Origin of the sequence: Streptacidiphilus sp. BW17, from assembly GCF_041262485.1 — a bacterium.
Classification (GTDB): Bacteria; Actinomycetota; Actinomycetes; order Streptomycetales; family Streptomycetaceae; genus Streptacidiphilus.
This window is the reverse complement of sequence record NZ_JBGCCR010000004.1, coordinates 178,553-196,208: the sequence shown is the minus strand read 5'-3', so window position 1 is coordinate 196,208 and position 17,656 is coordinate 178,553. Positions and strand designations below refer to the sequence as shown.

The 17,656-nt window shown below is 71.4% G+C and carries 18 protein-coding genes; 7 read left to right on the top strand and 11 right to left on the bottom strand.

Going from position 1 to position 17,656, the window contains the following annotated elements:
* Positions 1-24 precede the first annotated feature (24 nt).
* Together ABH940_RS06695 and ABH940_RS06690 are read right to left on the bottom strand one after the other, a co-directional pair.
* Positions 25-570, bottom strand: a complete 546-nt coding sequence (locus ABH940_RS06695; protein WP_370104675.1) for a hypothetical protein — start codon at positions 568-570, stop codon at positions 25-27.
* Between the two features lie 324 nt (positions 571-894).
* Entirely contained in the window at positions 895-1,128 is a 234-nt protein-coding gene (locus ABH940_RS06690) for a hypothetical protein (protein WP_370104673.1), read from the bottom strand.
* 82 nt (positions 1,129-1,210) lie between these two features.
* Between ABH940_RS06690 and ABH940_RS06685 the strand changes: the two genes are divergently transcribed.
* Both ABH940_RS06685 and ABH940_RS06680 read left to right on the top strand, forming a co-directional pair.
* Positions 1,211-3,604: a choice-of-anchor P family protein gene (locus ABH940_RS06685; RefSeq protein ID WP_370104671.1), complete on the top strand. Its 2,394-nt coding sequence runs from the start codon at positions 1,211-1,213 to the stop codon at positions 3,602-3,604.
* 132 nt (positions 3,605-3,736) lie between these two features.
* Complete coding sequence (locus ABH940_RS06680) at positions 3,737-4,165, top strand: HIT family protein (protein ID WP_370104669.1); 429 nt, start codon at positions 3,737-3,739, stop codon at positions 4,163-4,165.
* A gap of 7 nt (positions 4,166-4,172) precedes the next feature.
* On the opposite strand, the gene ABH940_RS06675 is transcribed toward ABH940_RS06680, so the two are convergent.
* On the bottom strand, positions 4,173-4,985 hold the full coding sequence (locus ABH940_RS06675) for an ArsR/SmtB family transcription factor (protein WP_370104873.1): 813 nt from the start codon (positions 4,983-4,985) through the stop codon (positions 4,173-4,175).
* Positions 4,986-5,652: 667 nt separating this feature from the next.
* Here ABH940_RS06675 and ABH940_RS06670 point away from each other — a divergent pair.
* On the top strand, positions 5,653-6,663 hold the full coding sequence (locus tag ABH940_RS06670; RefSeq protein ID WP_370066688.1) for a phosphotransferase family protein: 1,011 nt from the start codon (positions 5,653-5,655) through the stop codon (positions 6,661-6,663).
* Between the two features lie 18 nt (positions 6,664-6,681).
* On the top strand, positions 6,682-6,921 hold the full coding sequence (locus ABH940_RS06665) for a hypothetical protein (protein WP_370066691.1): 240 nt from the start codon (positions 6,682-6,684) through the stop codon (positions 6,919-6,921).
* Between the two features lie 4 nt (positions 6,922-6,925).
* Here ABH940_RS06665 and atpF read toward each other — a convergent pair whose 3' ends face one another.
* Both atpF and ABH940_RS06655 read right to left on the bottom strand, forming a co-directional pair.
* Positions 6,926-7,432 (bottom strand): F0F1 ATP synthase subunit B, encoded by a 507-nt coding sequence (gene atpF, locus ABH940_RS06660; protein WP_370104667.1) that lies wholly within the window; start codon positions 7,430-7,432, stop codon positions 6,926-6,928.
* A 112-nt stretch (positions 7,433-7,544) separates the two neighbouring features.
* Positions 7,545-8,621 carry an Lrp/AsnC family transcriptional regulator gene (locus ABH940_RS06655; RefSeq protein ID WP_370104665.1) on the bottom strand — a complete coding sequence of 359 codons (1,077 nt, stop codon included), beginning with the start codon at positions 8,619-8,621 and terminating at the stop codon, positions 7,545-7,547.
* A gap of 142 nt (positions 8,622-8,763) precedes the next feature.
* Here ABH940_RS06655 and ABH940_RS06650 point away from each other — a divergent pair, with 142 nt between their 5' ends.
* Together ABH940_RS06650 and ABH940_RS06645 are read left to right on the top strand one after the other, a co-directional pair.
* Positions 8,764-10,002: a M20 family metallopeptidase gene (locus tag ABH940_RS06650; protein ID WP_370066697.1), complete on the top strand. Its 1,239-nt coding sequence runs from the start codon at positions 8,764-8,766 to the stop codon at positions 10,000-10,002.
* Positions 10,003-10,071: 69 nt separating this feature from the next.
* A complete protein-coding gene (locus tag ABH940_RS06645) occupies positions 10,072-11,505 on the top strand; it encodes a cytosine permease (RefSeq protein WP_370066699.1) in 1,434 nt (477 codons plus the stop codon).
* 90 nt (positions 11,506-11,595) lie between these two features.
* Here ABH940_RS06645 and ABH940_RS06640 read toward each other — a convergent pair whose 3' ends face one another.
* From ABH940_RS06640 to ABH940_RS06630, 3 genes are all read right to left on the bottom strand, one after another.
* Entirely contained in the window at positions 11,596-12,846 is a 1,251-nt protein-coding gene (locus tag ABH940_RS06640; RefSeq protein WP_370104663.1) for an RNA polymerase sigma factor, read from the bottom strand.
* Entirely contained in the window at positions 12,843-13,214 is a 372-nt protein-coding gene (locus ABH940_RS06635; RefSeq protein WP_370066703.1) for a YciI family protein, read from the bottom strand. The genes ABH940_RS06640 and ABH940_RS06635 overlap by 4 nt, the downstream gene beginning before the upstream one ends.
* 419 nt (positions 13,215-13,633) lie before the next feature.
* Positions 13,634-14,605: a hypothetical protein gene (locus ABH940_RS06630; protein ID WP_370104661.1), complete on the bottom strand. Its 972-nt coding sequence runs from the start codon at positions 14,603-14,605 to the stop codon at positions 13,634-13,636.
* A 213-nt stretch (positions 14,606-14,818) separates the two neighbouring features.
* Between ABH940_RS06630 and ABH940_RS06625 the strand changes: the two genes are divergently transcribed.
* The gene (locus ABH940_RS06625) at positions 14,819-15,655 is read left to right on the top strand and encodes a GNAT family N-acetyltransferase (protein WP_370066707.1); all 837 of its coding nucleotides are present in this window, start codon (positions 14,819-14,821) and stop codon (positions 15,653-15,655) included.
* Here the strand turns inward: ABH940_RS06625 and ABH940_RS06620 are convergent.
* The 3 genes from ABH940_RS06620 to ABH940_RS06610 all read right to left on the bottom strand — a co-directional run bounded on the left by ABH940_RS06620 (position 15,628) and on the right by ABH940_RS06610 (position 17,536).
* Positions 15,628-16,512, bottom strand: a complete 885-nt coding sequence (locus ABH940_RS06620) for an SAM-dependent methyltransferase (protein ID WP_370104659.1) — start codon at positions 16,510-16,512, stop codon at positions 15,628-15,630. The genes ABH940_RS06625 and ABH940_RS06620 overlap by 28 nt on opposite strands.
* Before the next feature lie 101 nt (positions 16,513-16,613).
* Positions 16,614-16,901 carry a hypothetical protein gene (locus ABH940_RS06615; RefSeq protein ID WP_370066711.1) on the bottom strand — a complete coding sequence of 96 codons (288 nt, stop codon included), beginning with the start codon at positions 16,899-16,901 and terminating at the stop codon, positions 16,614-16,616.
* Between the two features lie 107 nt (positions 16,902-17,008).
* On the bottom strand, positions 17,009-17,536 hold the full coding sequence (locus ABH940_RS06610) for a cupin domain-containing protein (protein WP_370066713.1): 528 nt from the start codon (positions 17,534-17,536) through the stop codon (positions 17,009-17,011).
* Positions 17,537-17,656 lie beyond the last annotated feature (120 nt).

Here is a 17,656-nt window from a genome sequence, read left to right as displayed (position 1 = left end):
CGGAGCCGGTGCGCTGACGCTCCGTCAGGGCGTCACGGACACCTGTAGGTCGAAGCGGCCGTTCGCGCCGGTGCAGCGCATCGCCTCGCCGCAGATGATGCGGGTGGCGATGACCGAGGTCTGGCCGGCGCTCACCGCCGTGTAGTCCGCTGTCGCGTCGCCGCATCCAGCGGCGCCCATGGGAGGCGGGCAGCTGGCCTGTGCCGTCGCCACGCCGGTGGCGTCCGTCCGGAGCAACTTCGGTGCGCCCACGGGCTGGAAGGTCCAGAAGGGGGTGGCCAGGTCCACGTGGAGCTGCTGGCCCACGTGCAGGACGACGGACTTGCCGTTCGCGGCGAAGGTCACCTTCACCGGGCCGGCCGACCCGCCGCCGCCCGGGCTGCTCGGGCCGGTCGCGCCACCCGATGGCGAGGTGGTGCCGGGCGCGCTGGGTGAGCCGCTCGTGGACGGTGAGTTCGACGGTGCGGTGGTCGGGCCCGGACCGGGTGTGGCGGTGGAACTGCATCCGGCCATGGCCAGGGTCGCCGTGAGGGCGCAGCAGAGCAAGGGGAGGCGCAGTTTTCTGTCCACGGAGGGACCGTCCTGTCTGATCGGAGCCGCCAGCGTCGACGACGGTCGACGACTGTTCTCTGCTCCGACGGGGCCGGTGCCACTCGGGTTCCGATGCGCCCTGATTGTGGAGGTCCGGTGACGAATCGTTCACGACGTGACCTCTGGGCGACAAGACCGGGCTGCCCTAGCGTGTCACCTCGGCTGTGCCGTTCTGCTCGGCAACCGCCAAGCGCGGCACCGCAGTTGAGGAGGGGGACCTTTCTTCATGGGAAAGACCTGGTTATCGCGACCACGGGTCGCGGTGGGGGTGCTCGCGTCGACGGCGATGCTGCTGCTCGGCGTTCAGGGTGCTCCCGCGCCGACGACCCCGGCCGGTTCCGCGGCCGGCTCTGCGGTCTCGGGCGGCTCCGCGGCTTCGGGCGCGAACAGACCGGCCGCCGTGGTCCCGCACCTGCCGATGGTGCGCACGGGGGCGAAGCGCTCGGCGGCGGTTCCGGTGCGTGCGGTGAACATGCCGCAGACATCGGGCGGCGCCATCGGTCCGGTGGTGCCGTCCCACCCGGACGCGAACGGCACGTACGGCGCTGCCTGGGCACTTCCGCCAGGCGGCGCGTCCGTTCACGCCACAACGACCGCGGGTTACACGCATCAACCCGGGGTGGGCAGTGAGAACAACCTGCCGCGCGGCACCGGGCCGGTGATGCACAACCCCTCGCTCGCGCTGATCTTCTGGCTGCCGCAGGGGATGCACTACGCGACCGACGGCACCTCCGACACCGCGTACGAGAACGAGCTGACGCAGTGGGTCAAGGACGCCGGCGGAACGCCGTACTTCAACATCGCCACGCAGTACTACGACGGCAGCGGCAACATCGCCAACTCGCTCGACTACGGCGGCTCCTGGGTCGACACCCAGGCCTACCCGCAGGCCGGGACCGCCGCCGACCCGCTGCAGCAGACCGACATCACGGCCGAGATCACGCATGCCGCCACTGTCAACGGCTGGCCGGTGGACGGTTCGCACATCTACGCCGTCTTCACTGCCAGCGGCATCCAGGAGTGCATGCCCAACAACGGAGGGTGCACCCCGCCGCCCGCATCCTCGCCGCCGGCGACCTCTTCCGAGCAGTTCTGCGGCTACCACGGGAACGACGGCAACATCCGCTTCGAGTACCTCTACGACGACCCCGACGCCAACCCGGTCTGCGGGAGGCAGAGCGCGCCGACGCCCAGCGGTGACCCGACCGCCGACGCCCAGGTGAGCATCGTGTCGCACGAGACCATGGAGTCGGTGACCGATCCGATCCCCAACGAATCGTGGACGGACCCCACGAAGGACACCGGCGGTGAGATCGGTGACAAGTGCGGGTACAACTACACCCCCAAGAACGCCCAGGGCGCCGACGTCTACCTCCACGGCGACCCGTACTACATCCAGCAGGAGTGGAGCAACGCCGCCCGCACCTGCGCCATGGACTACTGCCCGACCAGCGTGGCCAAGGACGCCGTCTGCGCGCCGCAGGTCTCGGCGGTGGAGTCGGTGGACAACCCGAATCCCGTGATCGGGTCGACCGTCACCTACACGGTCAAGGTGCAGAACACCAGTGACACCGCGGCGGCGACCGCCGTCGACGTCAACGGTCCGCTGCCCAGCGGTTACGTCGTGACCGGATTGCAGGCACCGGGGTCGACCTCGTCGAGCAACACGTCGAGTTCGTTCACCGTCGGCTACGACACGCTGCCGGTCCACTCGTCCGAGACCATCACCGTGACGGCGACCGTGCCGAACCAGGTGGGGCAGTCCGCCTCGGCCTGCTCCTCGGTCTCGTTCGGCGACCTGCTGGGCACCGCCCTGTCGCCCGTCGAGTCCAGCCCGTGCGGCGGCACCACGCCGGGCAAGATCCCGACCTCGGTGAAGTACACCGGGGCCGTCACCGCCGACTACCACGACGCCTTCACCGCGAGTGGCAACGTCAGCGGTCAGGGCTCGCCGGTCTCCGGCGGTTCGGTCACGTTCAAGCTCGGCGGCGCGAGTTGCACCGGGACCACGGACAGTTCGGGCAACGCCTCCTGTTCGCTGACCCCGGTCGACCCGGCGGGCACGGTGACGCTGCAGGCCGCCTACGCCGGTGACGCGACGCACGAGGCCAGCTCGACGACGACCTCGTTCACCATCACCAGGGAGGAGACCACTCTCGCCTACACCGGTCCCGCGCACGTCGCCAACGGCGTGCCCGCGACGCTCTCGGGCGTGCTGAAGGAGGACGGTGCCACGGCCATCGCCGGGCGCAGCGTCCAGATCGCCCTCGGCACCGGCACGACGCAGCAGATCTGCACCGGCACCACCGGCGCGGACGGCACGGCCAGCTGCACCATCGCCTCGGTGGACCAGCCACTGAACGACACGGCCACCGTGCCGGTCGCGGTCACCTTCGCCGGTGACGGGTACTACCTGCCGTCCATCGCCTCGGCGACGGTCCGGCTGGAGTACTACACCGGACGCGCCTACGGGCTCTCCGCGAACGTCGACCTCACGTTGGCACAGCTGACGATCCCGCCGACGCCGGACACGGGCCCGATCCGCACCGCGCAGGCGTCCAGCACGAACGTCCCCTGCACGGCGACCGTCAGCACGCTGCTCATCTCGGCCGACGCGCTCTGTGTCAACAACACCACGAAGTTGGCGCCGGGCACCTCGACCACGACCTCGACGGTTCAGGACGCGACGATCGGGATCCCCGGCCTGCCGGTGATCGGCGTCTCAGGTCTCACTGCGACCTCGATCAGCTCCTGCACCGGTACCAGCGGGTCCGCCACGCTGACCCTCACCCTCGCGGGCGTGCCGGTGACCGTGCCGACCGCGCCCAACAGCGTGATCGGTCTGCCGGGCGGCGCCCGGCTTGTGGTGAACGAGCAGACGCCGGTTCCCGGCGCCGACTTCGGCACCACGGTCAACGCCGTCCACCTGATCGTCCCCGGCCTGTTGGGCGGGGCGAACACGGTGGACGTGGTCCTCGGCTCGGCCACCAGCGACGCGCACAACTGCAGCTGAGCTGCGGCTGAGCCGTATCCGGTGAGGAGGCCCTCCGCCGGTCGCGATGCCTGCGACCGACGGAGGGCCTCGTCGTACGACGCGCCGCCGCCTTGGCACCAGGCCGGGCTGATGGTGTGTCAGGGTGGCTGGATGACGGTGGACTGCCTCTTCTGCGCGGTGGTGGCCGGGGACGTCGAGGTGCACCGGGTCTACGAGGACGACGCGGTGGTCGCCTTCCTGGACCACCGGCCGCTCTTCCCCGGCCATGTGCTGGTGGTCCCGCGCCGCCACGTCGAGACGCTGACGGACCTCGCCCCGGAGGAGGTCGGCCCGTACTTCCGGCAGGTCCAGCGGATCACCGGGGCCGTCGAGCGGGGGATGGCCGCGCGCGGCAGCTTCGTCGCGGAGAACAACCGCGTCAGCCAGTCCGTGCCCCATCTGCACGTCCATGTCGTGCCGCGCAATCCGCGCGACGGACTGCGCGGCTTCTTCTGGCCGCGCGGGCGGTACGCCGACGCCGCCGAAGCTGCGGCCACGGCGGCGCGGGTGCGGGATGCGCTGGAGCCGGACCCCGGGTGACGTGACGTCAGGTGTGCGCGGCGTCCATCTCCCACGGGGACTGCGGCAGTGTCTCGCCGGTCTCCAGCAGGGACTTGAGGTTGGCCAGCACGGCCGGCCAGCCGCTGGAGATGCCGGCGAGCATCTCCAGGTTGGGGAGCTTCTCGTGGGTCACGGTCAGCCGGACGATGTCCTGATGCGGCTCGACGAGGAAGGTGACCACGGACGGCTCGCGTTCGAGTTCGGCCTCGGGCTTGTCCTCGAAGGTGATGACCAGCCGGGTCGGCGGCTCGGCGGTGAGCACGCGGCCGACCACGTCGACCGCGCCCGAACCGTCGGCCCGGCGGTGCTCCCAGCGTGAACCCGGCTGCCAGTCCGAGACGTTGGCGTGGCCCCAGTAGCGGGCGGTGAGGTCCGCGTCGGTCAGGGCCTGCCAGACCTGCTTCGCACTGGCGCGGATGTAGGTGACGTAGACGTAGGTCGGCACGGGGGCCGGTCCGTTGGCCGTTTCGTTGGCCGGTTCGTTGGTCATGGCGTACTCCTCTGCCTGGCTCCTGAGCGCGCTGAGCGCCTGCAGGCGGGGTCTGTCGAACCCGGAGATCCAGCGTTCCTCGATCTCGTGGATCGGGACCGGGTTGAGGTAGTGGAGCCGCTCGCGTCCGCGGCGGACGACGGCGACGAGGTTGGCCTGCACCAGGATGTCCAGGTGCTGGGTCACGGACTGGCGCGCCATCTCCAGGCGGTCGCACAGCTCGCGCAGCGTCTGGCCGTTCTGCTCGCGCAGGCGGTCGAGCAGCAGGCGCCGGGTGGGATCGGCCAGCGCTTTGAAGACCGAGTCCATGGCTCTTGCTTCCATGCTCATGCCCTCATTATGCAGGCAAACACCTGCCTATTGTCAACGGCGGGCCAGCCCGGGCCGATCAGCGAAGGTCGACGTCGGCGCTGTCAGCGCGGCGGGGATTCGGCGAGGCGCTCCATGAGGCGTCCGGTCCGGCCATCTCCGTCGCCTGGCAGCTGACCCCGGTCCGGGCGTTCCGACTGCCCCTGCGCGAGCTGGCCCGCGAGACATACGCACCCGCGTCAGCCGAAGCCGTCGTCGCCGCGAGCGTCGTGACGCTGCGCCGCAGCCTGGCCTCCGGCTCCCGGCCACAGCTCGCGGAACTACCCTCCGGGTCCGAGGACTTCGGCCCACTGGAGGACATCGATCCGGCCCTCAACCGCCTTGCCCGCGCCCTGTCGGCAGCCGGCTGAAGCCGGATCACTCACGCCCGCACAGGAACGCCCGGAACCTTGGGCCCCTGGACGTGGTCCTCGTACAGGTGGCGGTTGTACGCCTCACGCTGCGGCGAACCCGTCAGCAGGTCGTCCGTCTTCACACACTGACATTGGACTCCCTCCTCCTCCGTGCGCCGCTGTCGCCTAAGATCAGTCGCTTCTGCGATGGCATGCCGAGCGGCAATGCCCTGCTCCGAGCGGGACCACGCAGTCGATGCTTGGGGAGGCAGGCCGTGAACGCGGTACGCAGGGTTGCCACACGAGATCGTCTGGCAGGCGTCGCCCGTGCGGCTCTTGGCACCGAGCATCGCCTCGAGGGCGTCTCCCGGCTCCGAGGCGGCAGCAAGAAGGGCGTGTACCGCCTCACCCTCGACAATGACTCCACTGCCATCGTCTACGTCTGGGACGACGCCGAGAACTACTGGCCCACCATGCGGGCCGACCAGGCCGACAACCATGCGGACCCGTTCTCGCCCGCCTCCGGCATCGAGCTCTTCGAAGCCGCGCACCGGCAACTGGACACGTTGGGAATCCGCACGCCCCGCATCCTCCTGGCTGACCGAAGCCGGAGCCGCTACCCGGCAGACATCGCGGTGGTCGAGGACGTACCGGGCGAGAACCTCGAAACTCTGCTCCGCCAAGACCCGCGCAGGCTGGAAACAACGATGACGCGGCTCGCTGAGGCACTCGGTGCGATGCAGCGGCACCAGGGCCCGCGCTTCGGGAAAGTCGCCCTGATCGACAAGGGCGGCACCTCCGAGGGCAGCTCATGCGAGCAGGTCGTCCTCGACCGTGCGCTCAATGACCTGGCCGAAGCCGCTTCTCGCGACCCGCGGATCACGCGCTCTCGCACCCACCTTGAGAGCGTAGTTCGCGCACTGGCCGCCGCCGTGCGCCCGCGCTCGCAGCACGGGCTCATCCACGGGGAACTCGGACCGGACCACGTGCTGGTGGACCGGGACGGGCAACCGGTCCTCATCGACATCGAGGGGCTGATGTTCTTCGACGTCGAGTGGGAGCACGCGTTCCTGCGACTGCGTTTCGGTGAGCACTACCAGTGGCTGGACCGCAGTGACCTCGACCAACAGCGCCTGACGTTCTACACGCTGGCGATGCGTCTGTCCCTCGTCGCCGGGCCACTGCGGCTCCTCGACGGCGACTTCCCCGACCGCGCCTTCATGAGGGGCATCGTGGAGCACAACCTCCAAGAGGCGCTCGCCTTCCTGTCCCCAGACAACCGCTGACCTCCTGAACTGCCACCGATGGCCGCCACCACGCCGAAGCACACGCCGCGGCGGCCATCGACGGCAGCGTTCAAGATCTTCGACTTCGCCCTGCATCACCGGGGCCAGGATTTGAGCCGCCAGCGCGGGGCTGCCGGCGCAGGCGCGTCGTCGAGCCCGGCCCGACGGATGACGACGTCACTCACGGCCACACTCCCGCAGGCCGATCTGCCAGGAATGAAACCGCATCACGAGCGCGCGGTCACCCCTTGGCATTGATCATCTAGTCGGTGGTGGTGAAGTCGCCCAGGTCGTCCAGGTACCGCTGGATCGCCGGGCTGTCGGTGGCGATCTCGGCGAGTGGTTCGCCGACGATCCGGGAGGCCAGCTCGGTGGAGAGGTCTGCGACGGCGACGCGCAGCGACGCTTCGACGAGCGCGCGGTCGGCGGCGAACTCGGCCTCGGCGGCGGCGATCATGCGGGCGCGTTCCTGTAGGGCCTGTTGCCGGGCCTCGTCGATCAGCAGGGCGCCCTGCTCCTTCGCCTCCTGGACGATCCGCGCGGCCTCGCGCCGGGCCCCGCTCAGCTGGAGGCGGTACTCCTCCAGCTGGGCGGCGGCCTCCTGGCGGGCGTTCCCGGCGCGGTCCATGCCGCCCTCGATCGCGTCCGCGCGCTCGTCCAGTACGCGCCGGGCGCGGGGGAGCAGGACGCGTCCCAGGACTCCGTAGATCGTGAAAAAGCAGATCAGGGCGATGACAAGTTCGGCCTTGCTCGGATTCAGTGGGCCCATGTGATCAACCTAGCTGTGCGGCACTGACGTTGACCATGGGTGCACACGAAGTTCTCCAGCTGGAGATGACTGAGCCTCAAGTCCTGGGAGCAGACGGGAGTTTGGGCGTAAGTCAGTTCAGCGGGTTCTGCCCCGCCCAAGGGCCGAGGGGGACCGAGGCGGTGCTGCGTCCGGAGGGGGCGAGCAGGTGGCCCATGCGCTTGACCGCGCGCAGCGCGAGCGCGCGGTCGGTGACGCGGACGGCGGGGTGACGGGCGACCAGCTCGGACTCGATGCGGTGCACCTCCTCGATCGAGCGGAGCCAGAAGGTGGCCAGCAGGTTGTCCGGTCCGGCGAGCGTGGCGACGAACCGGACGCTGGTCAGGGCGGTCAGTGAGCGCGCCGTCGCGGCGAGGTCGGACGCCGGGACCTGGGCGTGCAGCGACAGGGTGACCGGCCGTCCGAAGAGCGGGGCGGCGATGTCGCAGCGCAGGGCGGCCTCCTCGGTGGCGAGGAGGCGCTCGACCCGGCGGCGGGCGGTGGCCGCGCTGGTTCCTGTCGTCCCTGCCAGCCGATCCCACGGCTGACGTCCGTCCGCGCCGAGCGCGGTGAGCAACCGCAGGTCCAGTTCGGAGAGCTGACGGGCTGTCGGGCGCTCCGACGACCTTGTCGTCCGCGGATGTGCCGCGTCGGCCAGTGCGGAGCTCGCGCGTGGCTCGAGGGCGTCCAGACGCCAGCGGCTGGCCTCGGTGACGACATGGGTGGCCACCGCGACCGACGCCTGCGTGACGCCGGGGAGCTTCTCGACGCGTGCGAGCAGGTACTGCGTGAACGCGGCCAGGTCCGCGGTGATGACCTCGACGAACAGGTCGAAGCTGCCTGCGGTGAGCTCGATGGTCACCGCCTCGGGGTCCTGTGCGAGGCGGGCGGCGACCGCTTCGCGGTGACCGGCCGCGCAGCGCAGCCGGACGAAGGCGGTGAACGCGGCGCAGCGCGCGCCGGGGACCGCGGTGACCCAGGCGATCCCCTCTTCGTGCAGCCGCTGCCAGCGGCGCGACGCGGTCACGGTCGTGCAGCCGAGGACGTCGGCGAGGTCCGTCCAGGTGGCCCGGGGCTGGACCTGGAGCGCATGGACCAGCGCCAGCTCGTCCTCGCTGATCGCGCTGCTGCTGGCGCTGTTGATCGCGTCGACGGTGCTTGATTCGTTCACTGGAATACGCCCTGGTGAAGGATTCCTGTCATCTGGATCCCTATTGTGCCCGGCTTCGCATCATCGATCCCACCGGATCCGGCAGAGCGCGCCGAGGGATGCCGCGGAAATGCCGAGGAACGCCGAGGAATAGGGAGTGCGGATGGGACTGCTGGACGACGCGCGGGAGATGGCGCCGGAGCTGGTCGCGCTGCGCCGCGCCGTGCACCGGGAGCCGGAGGTGGGGCTGCACCTGCCCCGCACGCAGGAGCGGATCCTGGCAGGTCTGCAGGGTGTGCCCGGCACGGTGACGACCGGGCGCGCCCTGTCCTCGGTGACCGCCGTGCTGCGCGGCAGCCGCCCCGGCCCGACCGTGCTGCTGCGCGCGGACATGGACGCGCTGCCGCTGACCGAGCAGGCGGACGTCCCCTACCGCTCGCGCGACGACTCGGCCATGCACGCCTGCGGGCACGACCTGCACACGGCGATGCTCGTCGGCGCCGCGCACCTGCTCGCCGCCCGGGCGGACCGGCTGGCCGGAAAGGTGGTGCTGATGTTCCAGCCGGGGGAGGAGGGCCAGGACGGGGCACGGCTGATGCTCGACGAGGGCGTGTTGGAGGCGGGTCAGCAGGCAGACGGCACGGAGGGCAGTCTGCCGACGGCCGCCTACGCGCTGCACGTCAGCTCGCGTCACTGGGCGCGGGGCCGCTTCGCCACCCGGCCGGGGGCGGTGATGGCGGCCTCGGACCGGCTCGTCGTCACTGTCCACGGGACCGGCGGCCACGGCTCCGCCCCGCACCACGCGCGCAACCCCATCCCCGCCGCCTGCGCGATGGTCGGGGAGCTGTCGGGCGCCGTGGTGCGGGCCGTCGACCCGATGGAGCCGGTCACCTTCAGTGTCGGGGCGATCCACGCGGGCACGGCGGCCAACATCATCCCCGAGAGCGCCTCCTTCGAGGCCACCGTCCGCACCTTCAGCCGCGACGCCGGGGCCCAACTCGCCGCCGCTGTCACCGCGTTGTGCCGGGGTGTGGCGGAGGCCCACGGTGTGGCGGCGGAGGTGCGCTATCTCCGCGAGTACCCGCCGACCATCGCCACGGCCGCCGAGTCCGCGTTCGCCGCCGACGTCGCCCGCGAGCTGTTCGGCGAGGAGCGGTACGAGGAGATGCGCCAACCCCTCACCGCCTCCGAGGACTTCTCCCGCGTCCTCGCCCGCGTCCCCGGCACGGTCGTCCAGCTCGGCGCGACGCCGGAGGGACAGGACCACCGGACCGCTCCCGGAAACCACTCGCCGCACGTCGTCTTCGACGACGCCCTCGTCGCCGACGGCGCGGCCCTCTACGCCGGGCTGGCGCTGCAACGCCTGGCCCGGGCACAACCCCCCGTCCGCTGCACCTCGTGACGTTCCCTGCACGGCCACCGACGGCACCCCCACCCCCTCGCCGTCCTGACGGAAGGCTGGTTCCCACCGATGAGCGACACTTCCCGCAGATCGTCTGAAACGCGCAGAGCCCCTGCCATCGAGCAGCACGCGATCGACTACGTGCCGCCGGACGAGCGGCACGGCAAGCCCTGGCACCTGTTCACCCTCTGGTTCGCCGGCAATGTGCAGATCACCGGCCTGGTCAACGGCGCGCTGGCCGTCACCGTCGGGCTCGACCTGCCGTGGGCGATCGCCGCCATCCTGATCGGCAACCTGGTGGGCGGTCTCTTCATGGCCTACCACTCCGTGCAGGGGCCGCGGTTGGGCATCCCGCAGATGATCCAGTCCCGGGCCCAGTTCGGCTTCTACGGCGCGGTCGTGCCGGTCGCGATCGTGGTGGTGATGTACTTCGGCTTCTCGCTGGAAGGCAGCGTCGTCAACGGGCACGCGGTGGCCGACTGGCTCCATCTCCCTTACGCCGCAGGCGTGATCACCACCAACCTGGCCACCCTGGTGGTCGCGGTGGTCGGTTACAAGCTGATCCACGCGGTCAGCAAGTACCTGTCCGTGGTGTCGGGCGTGGTCTTCCTGGCCCTCTTCGTCCAACTGGCGCGGCACCTTCCGGCGCACTACCACGGCACCTCGGTCAACGTCGGGACGGTGCTGCTGGCGATCTCCATCTTCGCCTCCTGGCAGATCACCTGGGCCCCCTACGTCTCGGACTACTCGCGCTACCTGCCCGAGGACACCCCGCCGAAGGCGACGTTCTGGTGGACCTACCTGGGCGCGGCGGTCGGCGGTTCGTGGGTCATGGTGATCGGCGCGTTCGCGGCCGTGGTCGGCGGCAACGCGCTCGGCAACGACTCCATCGGGTTCCTGGCGCACCAGTTCCCGGCCGTCTCCTGGCTGTTGGTCGCCGCGCTGATCCTGGGCGGCGTGCCCGGCTCCGCGCAGAGCCCGTACGGCGCGTTCCTGACCGTACTGACCGCGATCTCGCCCACCGGCCGCGTGGGCGCCGGCCCACGCGCCCGGATGCTGTTCGCGATCTGCTTCGTCTCGGTGACCACGGTCCTGGCGATCCTGGCCGACTCGCACACGATGGACCTGTTCCAGAACATCATCCTGATCCTGCTCTACCTGCTGGTGCCCTGGACCGCGATCAACCTGACGGACTACTACCTGGTCCGGCACGGCGACTACGACGTCGAGTCCTTCTTCCGGATCGACGGCCCCTACGGACGGGTCGACTGGGGCTCGGTGGTCATCTTCCTGGGCTGCATCGCGGTGGAGGTGCCGTTCGTCAACAGCCCCGTCTACGAGGGCCCGCTGGCCAAGGCCCTGGGCGGCGCGGACATCTCCTGGATCGTGGCCCTGATCCTCGGCTGCGCGGTCTACTACGCCTACGCCCTGCGCCGCGCCCGGCGCAGGGACGGTGAGCAGCGCGGCGACGTGCCGTCGGAGCACCCGGTGGTGACGCACTGACAGATCCTGCTGCCGGTACCGCCGTTGCGACGGATGGTGGGGCGAGATCCCCTGTGCAGGCGTGGATATGACGGGCTTTCATGCGCGCCGTCAGCTTGCCGTGAGGCGACGCGCGCGGGACTCCAGGTAGCGCTGTTCGGCGAGGCTGGCCGTGGCCTTTGCGGCGCGGCGGTAGTGGTCGTGGGCGGCGGTTGTGTCGCCCGAGCGTTCCAGGAGGTGGGCGCGGACCGAGAGGAGGCGGTGGTGGCCGGTCATACGGGCGTCGTCGTCCAGGGTGGCGAGCAGGTCGAGACCGGCCTGCGGGCCCTCGGTCTCGGCGAGGGCGATGGCGCGGTTGAGGGTGACCATCGGGTTGGGCGCGATCCGTTCGAGGATCAGGTAGAGGGCGTGGACCTGGGACCAGTCGGTCTCCGCGGCCGTGTCCGCGGCGGCGTGGGTGGCGGCGATGGCGGCCTGGAGTTGGTAGGGCCCGAGTGCCGGACCGGCGAGCGCGGACTTGACCAGGTCGAGGCCCTCGTCGATCAACCCGCGGTCCCACCGCGAGCGGTCCTGATCGGCCAGCGGGACGAGGTCGCCCGCGGCGGTCGTCCGGGCCTCGCGGCGGGCGTGGGTGAGCAGCATCAGCGCGAGCAGTCCGGTCACCTCGCCGTCCTCGGGCAGCTGCACGCGCACCGACCGGGCCAGCCGGATCGCCTCCTGGGCCAGGTCGGTGCGCTGCAGGTCTCGGCCGGAGGAGGCGGTGTAGCCCTCGTTGAAGATCAGGTAGAGGACGTGCAGGACGACCCGGAGCCGCTCCTCGCGCTCGGAGCCTTCCGGGCCCTCCGGCAGGGTGAACGAGGCGCCCGCCGCCTTGATGCGCTGCTTGGCGCGGCTGATCCGGGCGGCCATGGTCGCCTCCGGGACCAGGAACGCGCGGGCGATCTGGGCCGTGGTCAGGCCGCCGACCGCGCGCAGGGTCAGTGCCGTCTGCGACGCGGGCGTCAGCGTGGGATGGCAGCAGAGGAAGAGCAGGACGAGGGTGTCGTCGGTGTCCGGCACGTCCTCCGGCACCGCCTCGGTGGCGTTCGCCGACTCCCGTTCGCGGCGCGCGTGGTCGCTGCGGAGCTGGTCGATGAAGCGTCGGGAGGCCACGGTGAGCAGCCAGCCGCGCGGGTTGTCCGGCACGCCCTGCTCCGGCCACTGGAGGGCGGCGGCGAGGACGGCCTCCTGCACCGCGTCCTCGCAGTCCTCGAAACCGCCGTGGCGGCGCACCAGCGCGCCGAGGACCTGCGGCGTCAGTTCACGCAGCAGGTCCTCGACGGTGCTCCCCCGGCGCTCCGGGTGTTCAGCGGCTTCGCTCATGCCTCCAATTGTCCGTCGGAGAACATGACCTGCCGGACCTCGACACCCAGACCCTGGATCGCGGCGTCCGGGATCTGCGCGGCCAACTCGACCGCGCGCTCCTTGTTCTCGCAGTCGACCAGGTAGAAGCCGCCCAGGAACTCCTTCGACTCCAGGAACGGCCCGTCGGTCACCACCGGCTGGTCGTTCCGGACGGTCACCACCGCGGCCTGCGACGGGTCGACCAGCGCCTGCGTGGTGATCAGCTCACCGGACTGCTTCAGCGCCTCGATGAACCGGCCGTGGCCGGCACCGATGGCCGCCTTCTCGTCGTCGGTCAGCGCATCCAGCACGGCGGGGTTGATGTGCAGGCTGATCAGGAACTTCATCAGGTGCTCCCTGTGGGTTCGCGGGTCCCGTTCGGGCCCTCTCGACCAGTGGTCGGAGCCGACGCCCGCGTCTTGACATCGCTCGACGGAACTTTCGCCACTTTTCCACGTCCGGGCCGCTCTGGCCCGCTCCGGCGCGCTCCGGCGAGCCGGTGGCGCGGGTCGGCCGGGCCGGCGCCGGACTGCTCGTCGACCACCTCACCCGCGCGGGGGCGGCGGCAGCCGCGGACCGCGCCGGTACGGAGAACCCGGCCCGGCTCGCGGCCGACACGGTCCTGCTCGACCCCTACCACGCAGGCGACCGGAACCGCTTCCTCGCGGCCCTGCGCCGCGCGCTGGACCTGGAGTGCGCCGTCGTCTTCGATCGCGCAGGACGACGGCGGCTGGTCACGCGACGGCGGCGGTGGGGTGACGGAGGTTCAGCGCCCGCCGACGCCGTGGTTCCTGCGGCGGCCGGACCAGACCGGCTCGACCTGCTCCCACTCGTCGCCCCAGCTGCGGAAGTCGCGGCGGTCCACCCGACGCCGCGCCACCCAGGTGCCCGTCAGCACCAGACCCGCGCCCGCGCTCATGGTGGCCACCCCGACCAGGAGGGTGAGCAGCGCCAGGTCGGCCGGGCCCGCAGGGGGCGTGACGGGTGAGCCGGATGCGTCCACCCAGACCTCGACGGCCGTCCCGGCGGCGCGCCCGCGCGGGACACTCGCAGCCCCGGTGTGCCGGACGCCGGGCGGGTCCTGCCAGCCCACCGGGGTGGTGACGTAGGCGACGACACCACCGCGCAGTGCGGTCTGCTTGAGCGGCACCGCGGCGACCAGGGTAGTCGCCCGCACCTCGTGCCCGCCGACGCGCTCGCGTGCGGCGGCGGCCTCACCGGCCCAGGTCGTGGCACCGGCCGCGACGGCGCCGAGCGCGGCCAGCGCCAGCAGGCAGGACCGCAGACGACGCAGTCGGCGTCGGACCCGATCGGTGAGCCGCAGCAGCGGGTTGAGCTCCCGCACGGCCTCGTCCGCCGCCTGATCGGCGCGACGGCGCGCCGCCGCTGCCAGCACTCGGCCGAGCAACGCGGCGCCGAGAAGCACGGCCAGCGGGAGCAGGTCCGGCCCGGGACGACCGCCCAACTGCGCATGGCGGTGCACGAAGAAGCCGTCGAGGAAGCACCAGTTGGTCCCGGCCACCAACGGCACCGCCGCGAACGGTCCGGCAGCCGCGCATGCCGCCACCAGCGCCGCGAAGACCGTCAGCATGGCCGTCGGATCGCCGCTCCCACCGGCCGACGCGCCCAGCAGACCGACACAGGCTGCGGCGAGGAAGCTCACTCCCCAGGCCGCCGGGGTCTCCAGCATGCGTTGACGCCGACGTCGGCGTCCGGCCCGGGCGCGCCCACTGCTCATGATGTATCCCTCCGGACCGTACTCTCGCGCCTGCCGCGACGCCTCGGAGCAGCCCATGACGATGCTCTGACGTCGCGGCGGGGGATCGATGCGTTTCCTTAGCGACATGCGGAGCGCGCCGCGCAAAGCGCGCGTACGGGTTTCTGGGCCGAACGGATACATCGGCGTCAAAACGCTCGACGGCGGACGCGTGGGGGCGCTGAGCTGTGCGCCGTGGCACTTCTGTCGCGTCTTCCGACTCCGGTCCGGCCCTCGGCCGCCGAGTCGTGGTTCGAGCGTTGGTTCGTCCCGGAGATCCCGGGGCCATCGGTACTCGCTGAGCACGTACTGACCACCGGCTGCGGTGACTGGCGGGTCGACGACCTGCGCTCGCCCCGGGTGGTCCTGGTCCGCGCGGGTGGACAGCGCCTGCTGCGCGGCGACCCGGACCGGATGCCGGAGGCATGGTTCCCGCTGCTGGCGCGTGGACAGGTCAGCGTTCCGGCGCGCTTCCTGCCGGTGCTGGGACAGCGTTTCGCCTCGGTGACGCCGTGGCGGCGGAGGGTGCTGGTGCAGTGGCGGCCCGGCCTGCCGCATCCGCGGCCCGGCTCGGCGTACACGCTGCGCGCGCTCGGCCCCGCCGATCAGGCCGAGCTCGCCGGGGCGCACCCGGCGCTGCACTGGATCTGGGAGACCTGGGGTTCGCCCGCCGCGCTCACGCGCAGTGGTGCGGCCCGGGGTGCCTTCCTCGGCGCGGATCTGGTCGCGCTGGCCTGCACCTACCTGCGCGGACGGCACCACGAGGACGTCGCCGTCGCGACCGCTCCCGACCACCGACGCCGAGGCCTGGCCGCCGCGCTCGCCGCGCAGCTCGCGTCCGAGATCCGGGGCAGGGGCCGGGACGCGACCTGGACCGCGCCGACCTCCAACTCCGCCAGCCTGGCCGTGGCCGCCGCCCTCGGCTTCCAGCCGCAGCGGACCGAGACGGCGTACTGGCTCGGCGCGCTCGCAGGTGACGCCCGGAACACGGAGGAAGTCGTGAGTCAGGGCTTGCGCGCCACCAGCACGTAGCCGTCCTGGGAGACGAGGGTGGTTTCCGCGTCCGGCTCCGGACGCCACCCGCCCGGGGTGACGATGCCGGGCTCGACGAGGTCCAGCCCCTGCGCCAGGACGGCGACCTCGTCGCGGCTGCGCGGGTGGATGCCGACGCCGCCGCTGCGGTAGGTCGAGCCCGCCCGGCCCACCTGGTTCGGGCTGGCGTCGGCGGTCGCGTGGCTCAGGACCAGCCAGCTGCCGGACGGGAGCGCGTCCAGCAGCGTGCGCACGATAGCCCGCGGGTCGTCCTCGTCGGCGAGGAAGTGGACCACCGCGCTGAGGACCAGCGCCACCGGACGGGTGAGGTCGAGTGCCGCGTCCGGTCCGGCCAGGCAGCGGTGGGCGAGGATCTCCTTCGGGCCGCGCAGGTCGGCGGCGAGGAAGTCGATCCGGCCCTCGGGCGTGCTGGTGAGCAGGGCGCGGGTGTGCGCGTGCACGATCGGGTCGTTGTCGATGGAGACGATCCGTGCCGCCGGGTTCACCCGCTGCACGATCTCGTGGACGTTCGGGCTGGTCGGGATGCCCGCGCCGATGTCCAGGAACTGGTCGACGCCCTCACGGGCCAGGAACTCGACGGCGCGGCCGAGGAAGGAGCGTCCCGCCCGGACGACGTCACTGAGGCCGGGGAAGCCTTCCAGCGCCTTGGCCGCGACCTCCCGGTCGGGGGCGAAGTTGGTCTTGCCACCCAACAGGTACTCGTACATCCGGGCCGACTGCGGCCGGTCGGTGTGCAGGTCGACGCGCTCGACGGGTTCCTGCTGCACCGCGGTGCTCATCCAGCCGCTCGGGCTCCAGTGGTCCACGCTCCGGCTGTCCGCGCTCGGGCTGTCCACGGCCCGGTGCCCCCTCCGCCGATCAAGGTCAACGGGGAGCACTTTAGCGGCACTTGGCCGGCCTGCGGCCGTGCCGTCTGCTGTGCCTTCTGCCGTCGCGCTCAGGGCACCTCCGCGTCCTCGGCTTCCTCGCTCTCCTCGGGAGGCTCGCCCAGCGCGGGATCGGGACGCTCCTGCGCCAGCCGCGCGTCGAGGCTCTCGCCGGACCGGCCCTCGCCGACCGTCACCCCGTCCCGCAGCGACCCGAGCGGGCGCCCGCGCGGCACGTAGCCCTCCTCCAGCGGGTTCTCCCCGCCGACCAGGGTGTCCTCCGGGTCCAGGAGCCCCTCGAAGTCCGGCGGCTCGTCCCCGTCGGGCCGGTAGACCTCGTCGCCCCAGCTTTCACTCACGGCTCGCTCCTTCCGGGTCCCGAGGACTCCATTGTGATCCCGAGGGTGGGCGGAGTGCCGAGCAATGTTCCGCCGGTCGGCGCTACGCGAAGCTCGCCGGGCGATGACTACACGAAGATGTTGTCGTGCTTGAGCAGGAACTCCATCCGCTCCTGCTCGGACATCGGCGGGCGGTTCTGCGCGGCGCGCTCCACCAGCATCTCGAAGTACTCCTCACGCGGCGCGCCCGGCGAGAACATCAGCAGCATCGACGCCTCCTCGCCCGACTCGTTGCGGAACGCGTGGATGCCGCCCTCGGGCACGTAGAGGAAGTCCCCGGCCGTGGCGTCGATCCACTTCTCGCCGTTGAAGAGCCGGACCGTGCCGGAGAGGATGAAGAACGACTCGGAGATGGTCCGGTGGATGTGCGGGGCCGGACCGCTCGGCGACTCGCCGAAGTCCCAGCGGTAGAGGCCGAACTTGCCCTCGGTGAGCGAGCCCTTGGCCAGGTAGCTGACCTGGTTGCCGTTCGGATAGGTCAGCTCGGGGGTCTCCGCGCCGGAGCGGTGCACGGCGGACACCTCCCCCTCGCCGGTGTACCGGATGGGCGGATAGGGGCTGATGGCGTTGAGTTCGGCGTCGTTCGGCAGGGACATCGTGCAGCCCTTCTGGGAGGCGCAGGACGGATCGGTCGTTCACGAGCGAAAGCGAAAGGAACTGTACCGACGCGTTCAGATGAACTCAACGGTTCACTTCTGCCGCGGCTAGCCTGAAAC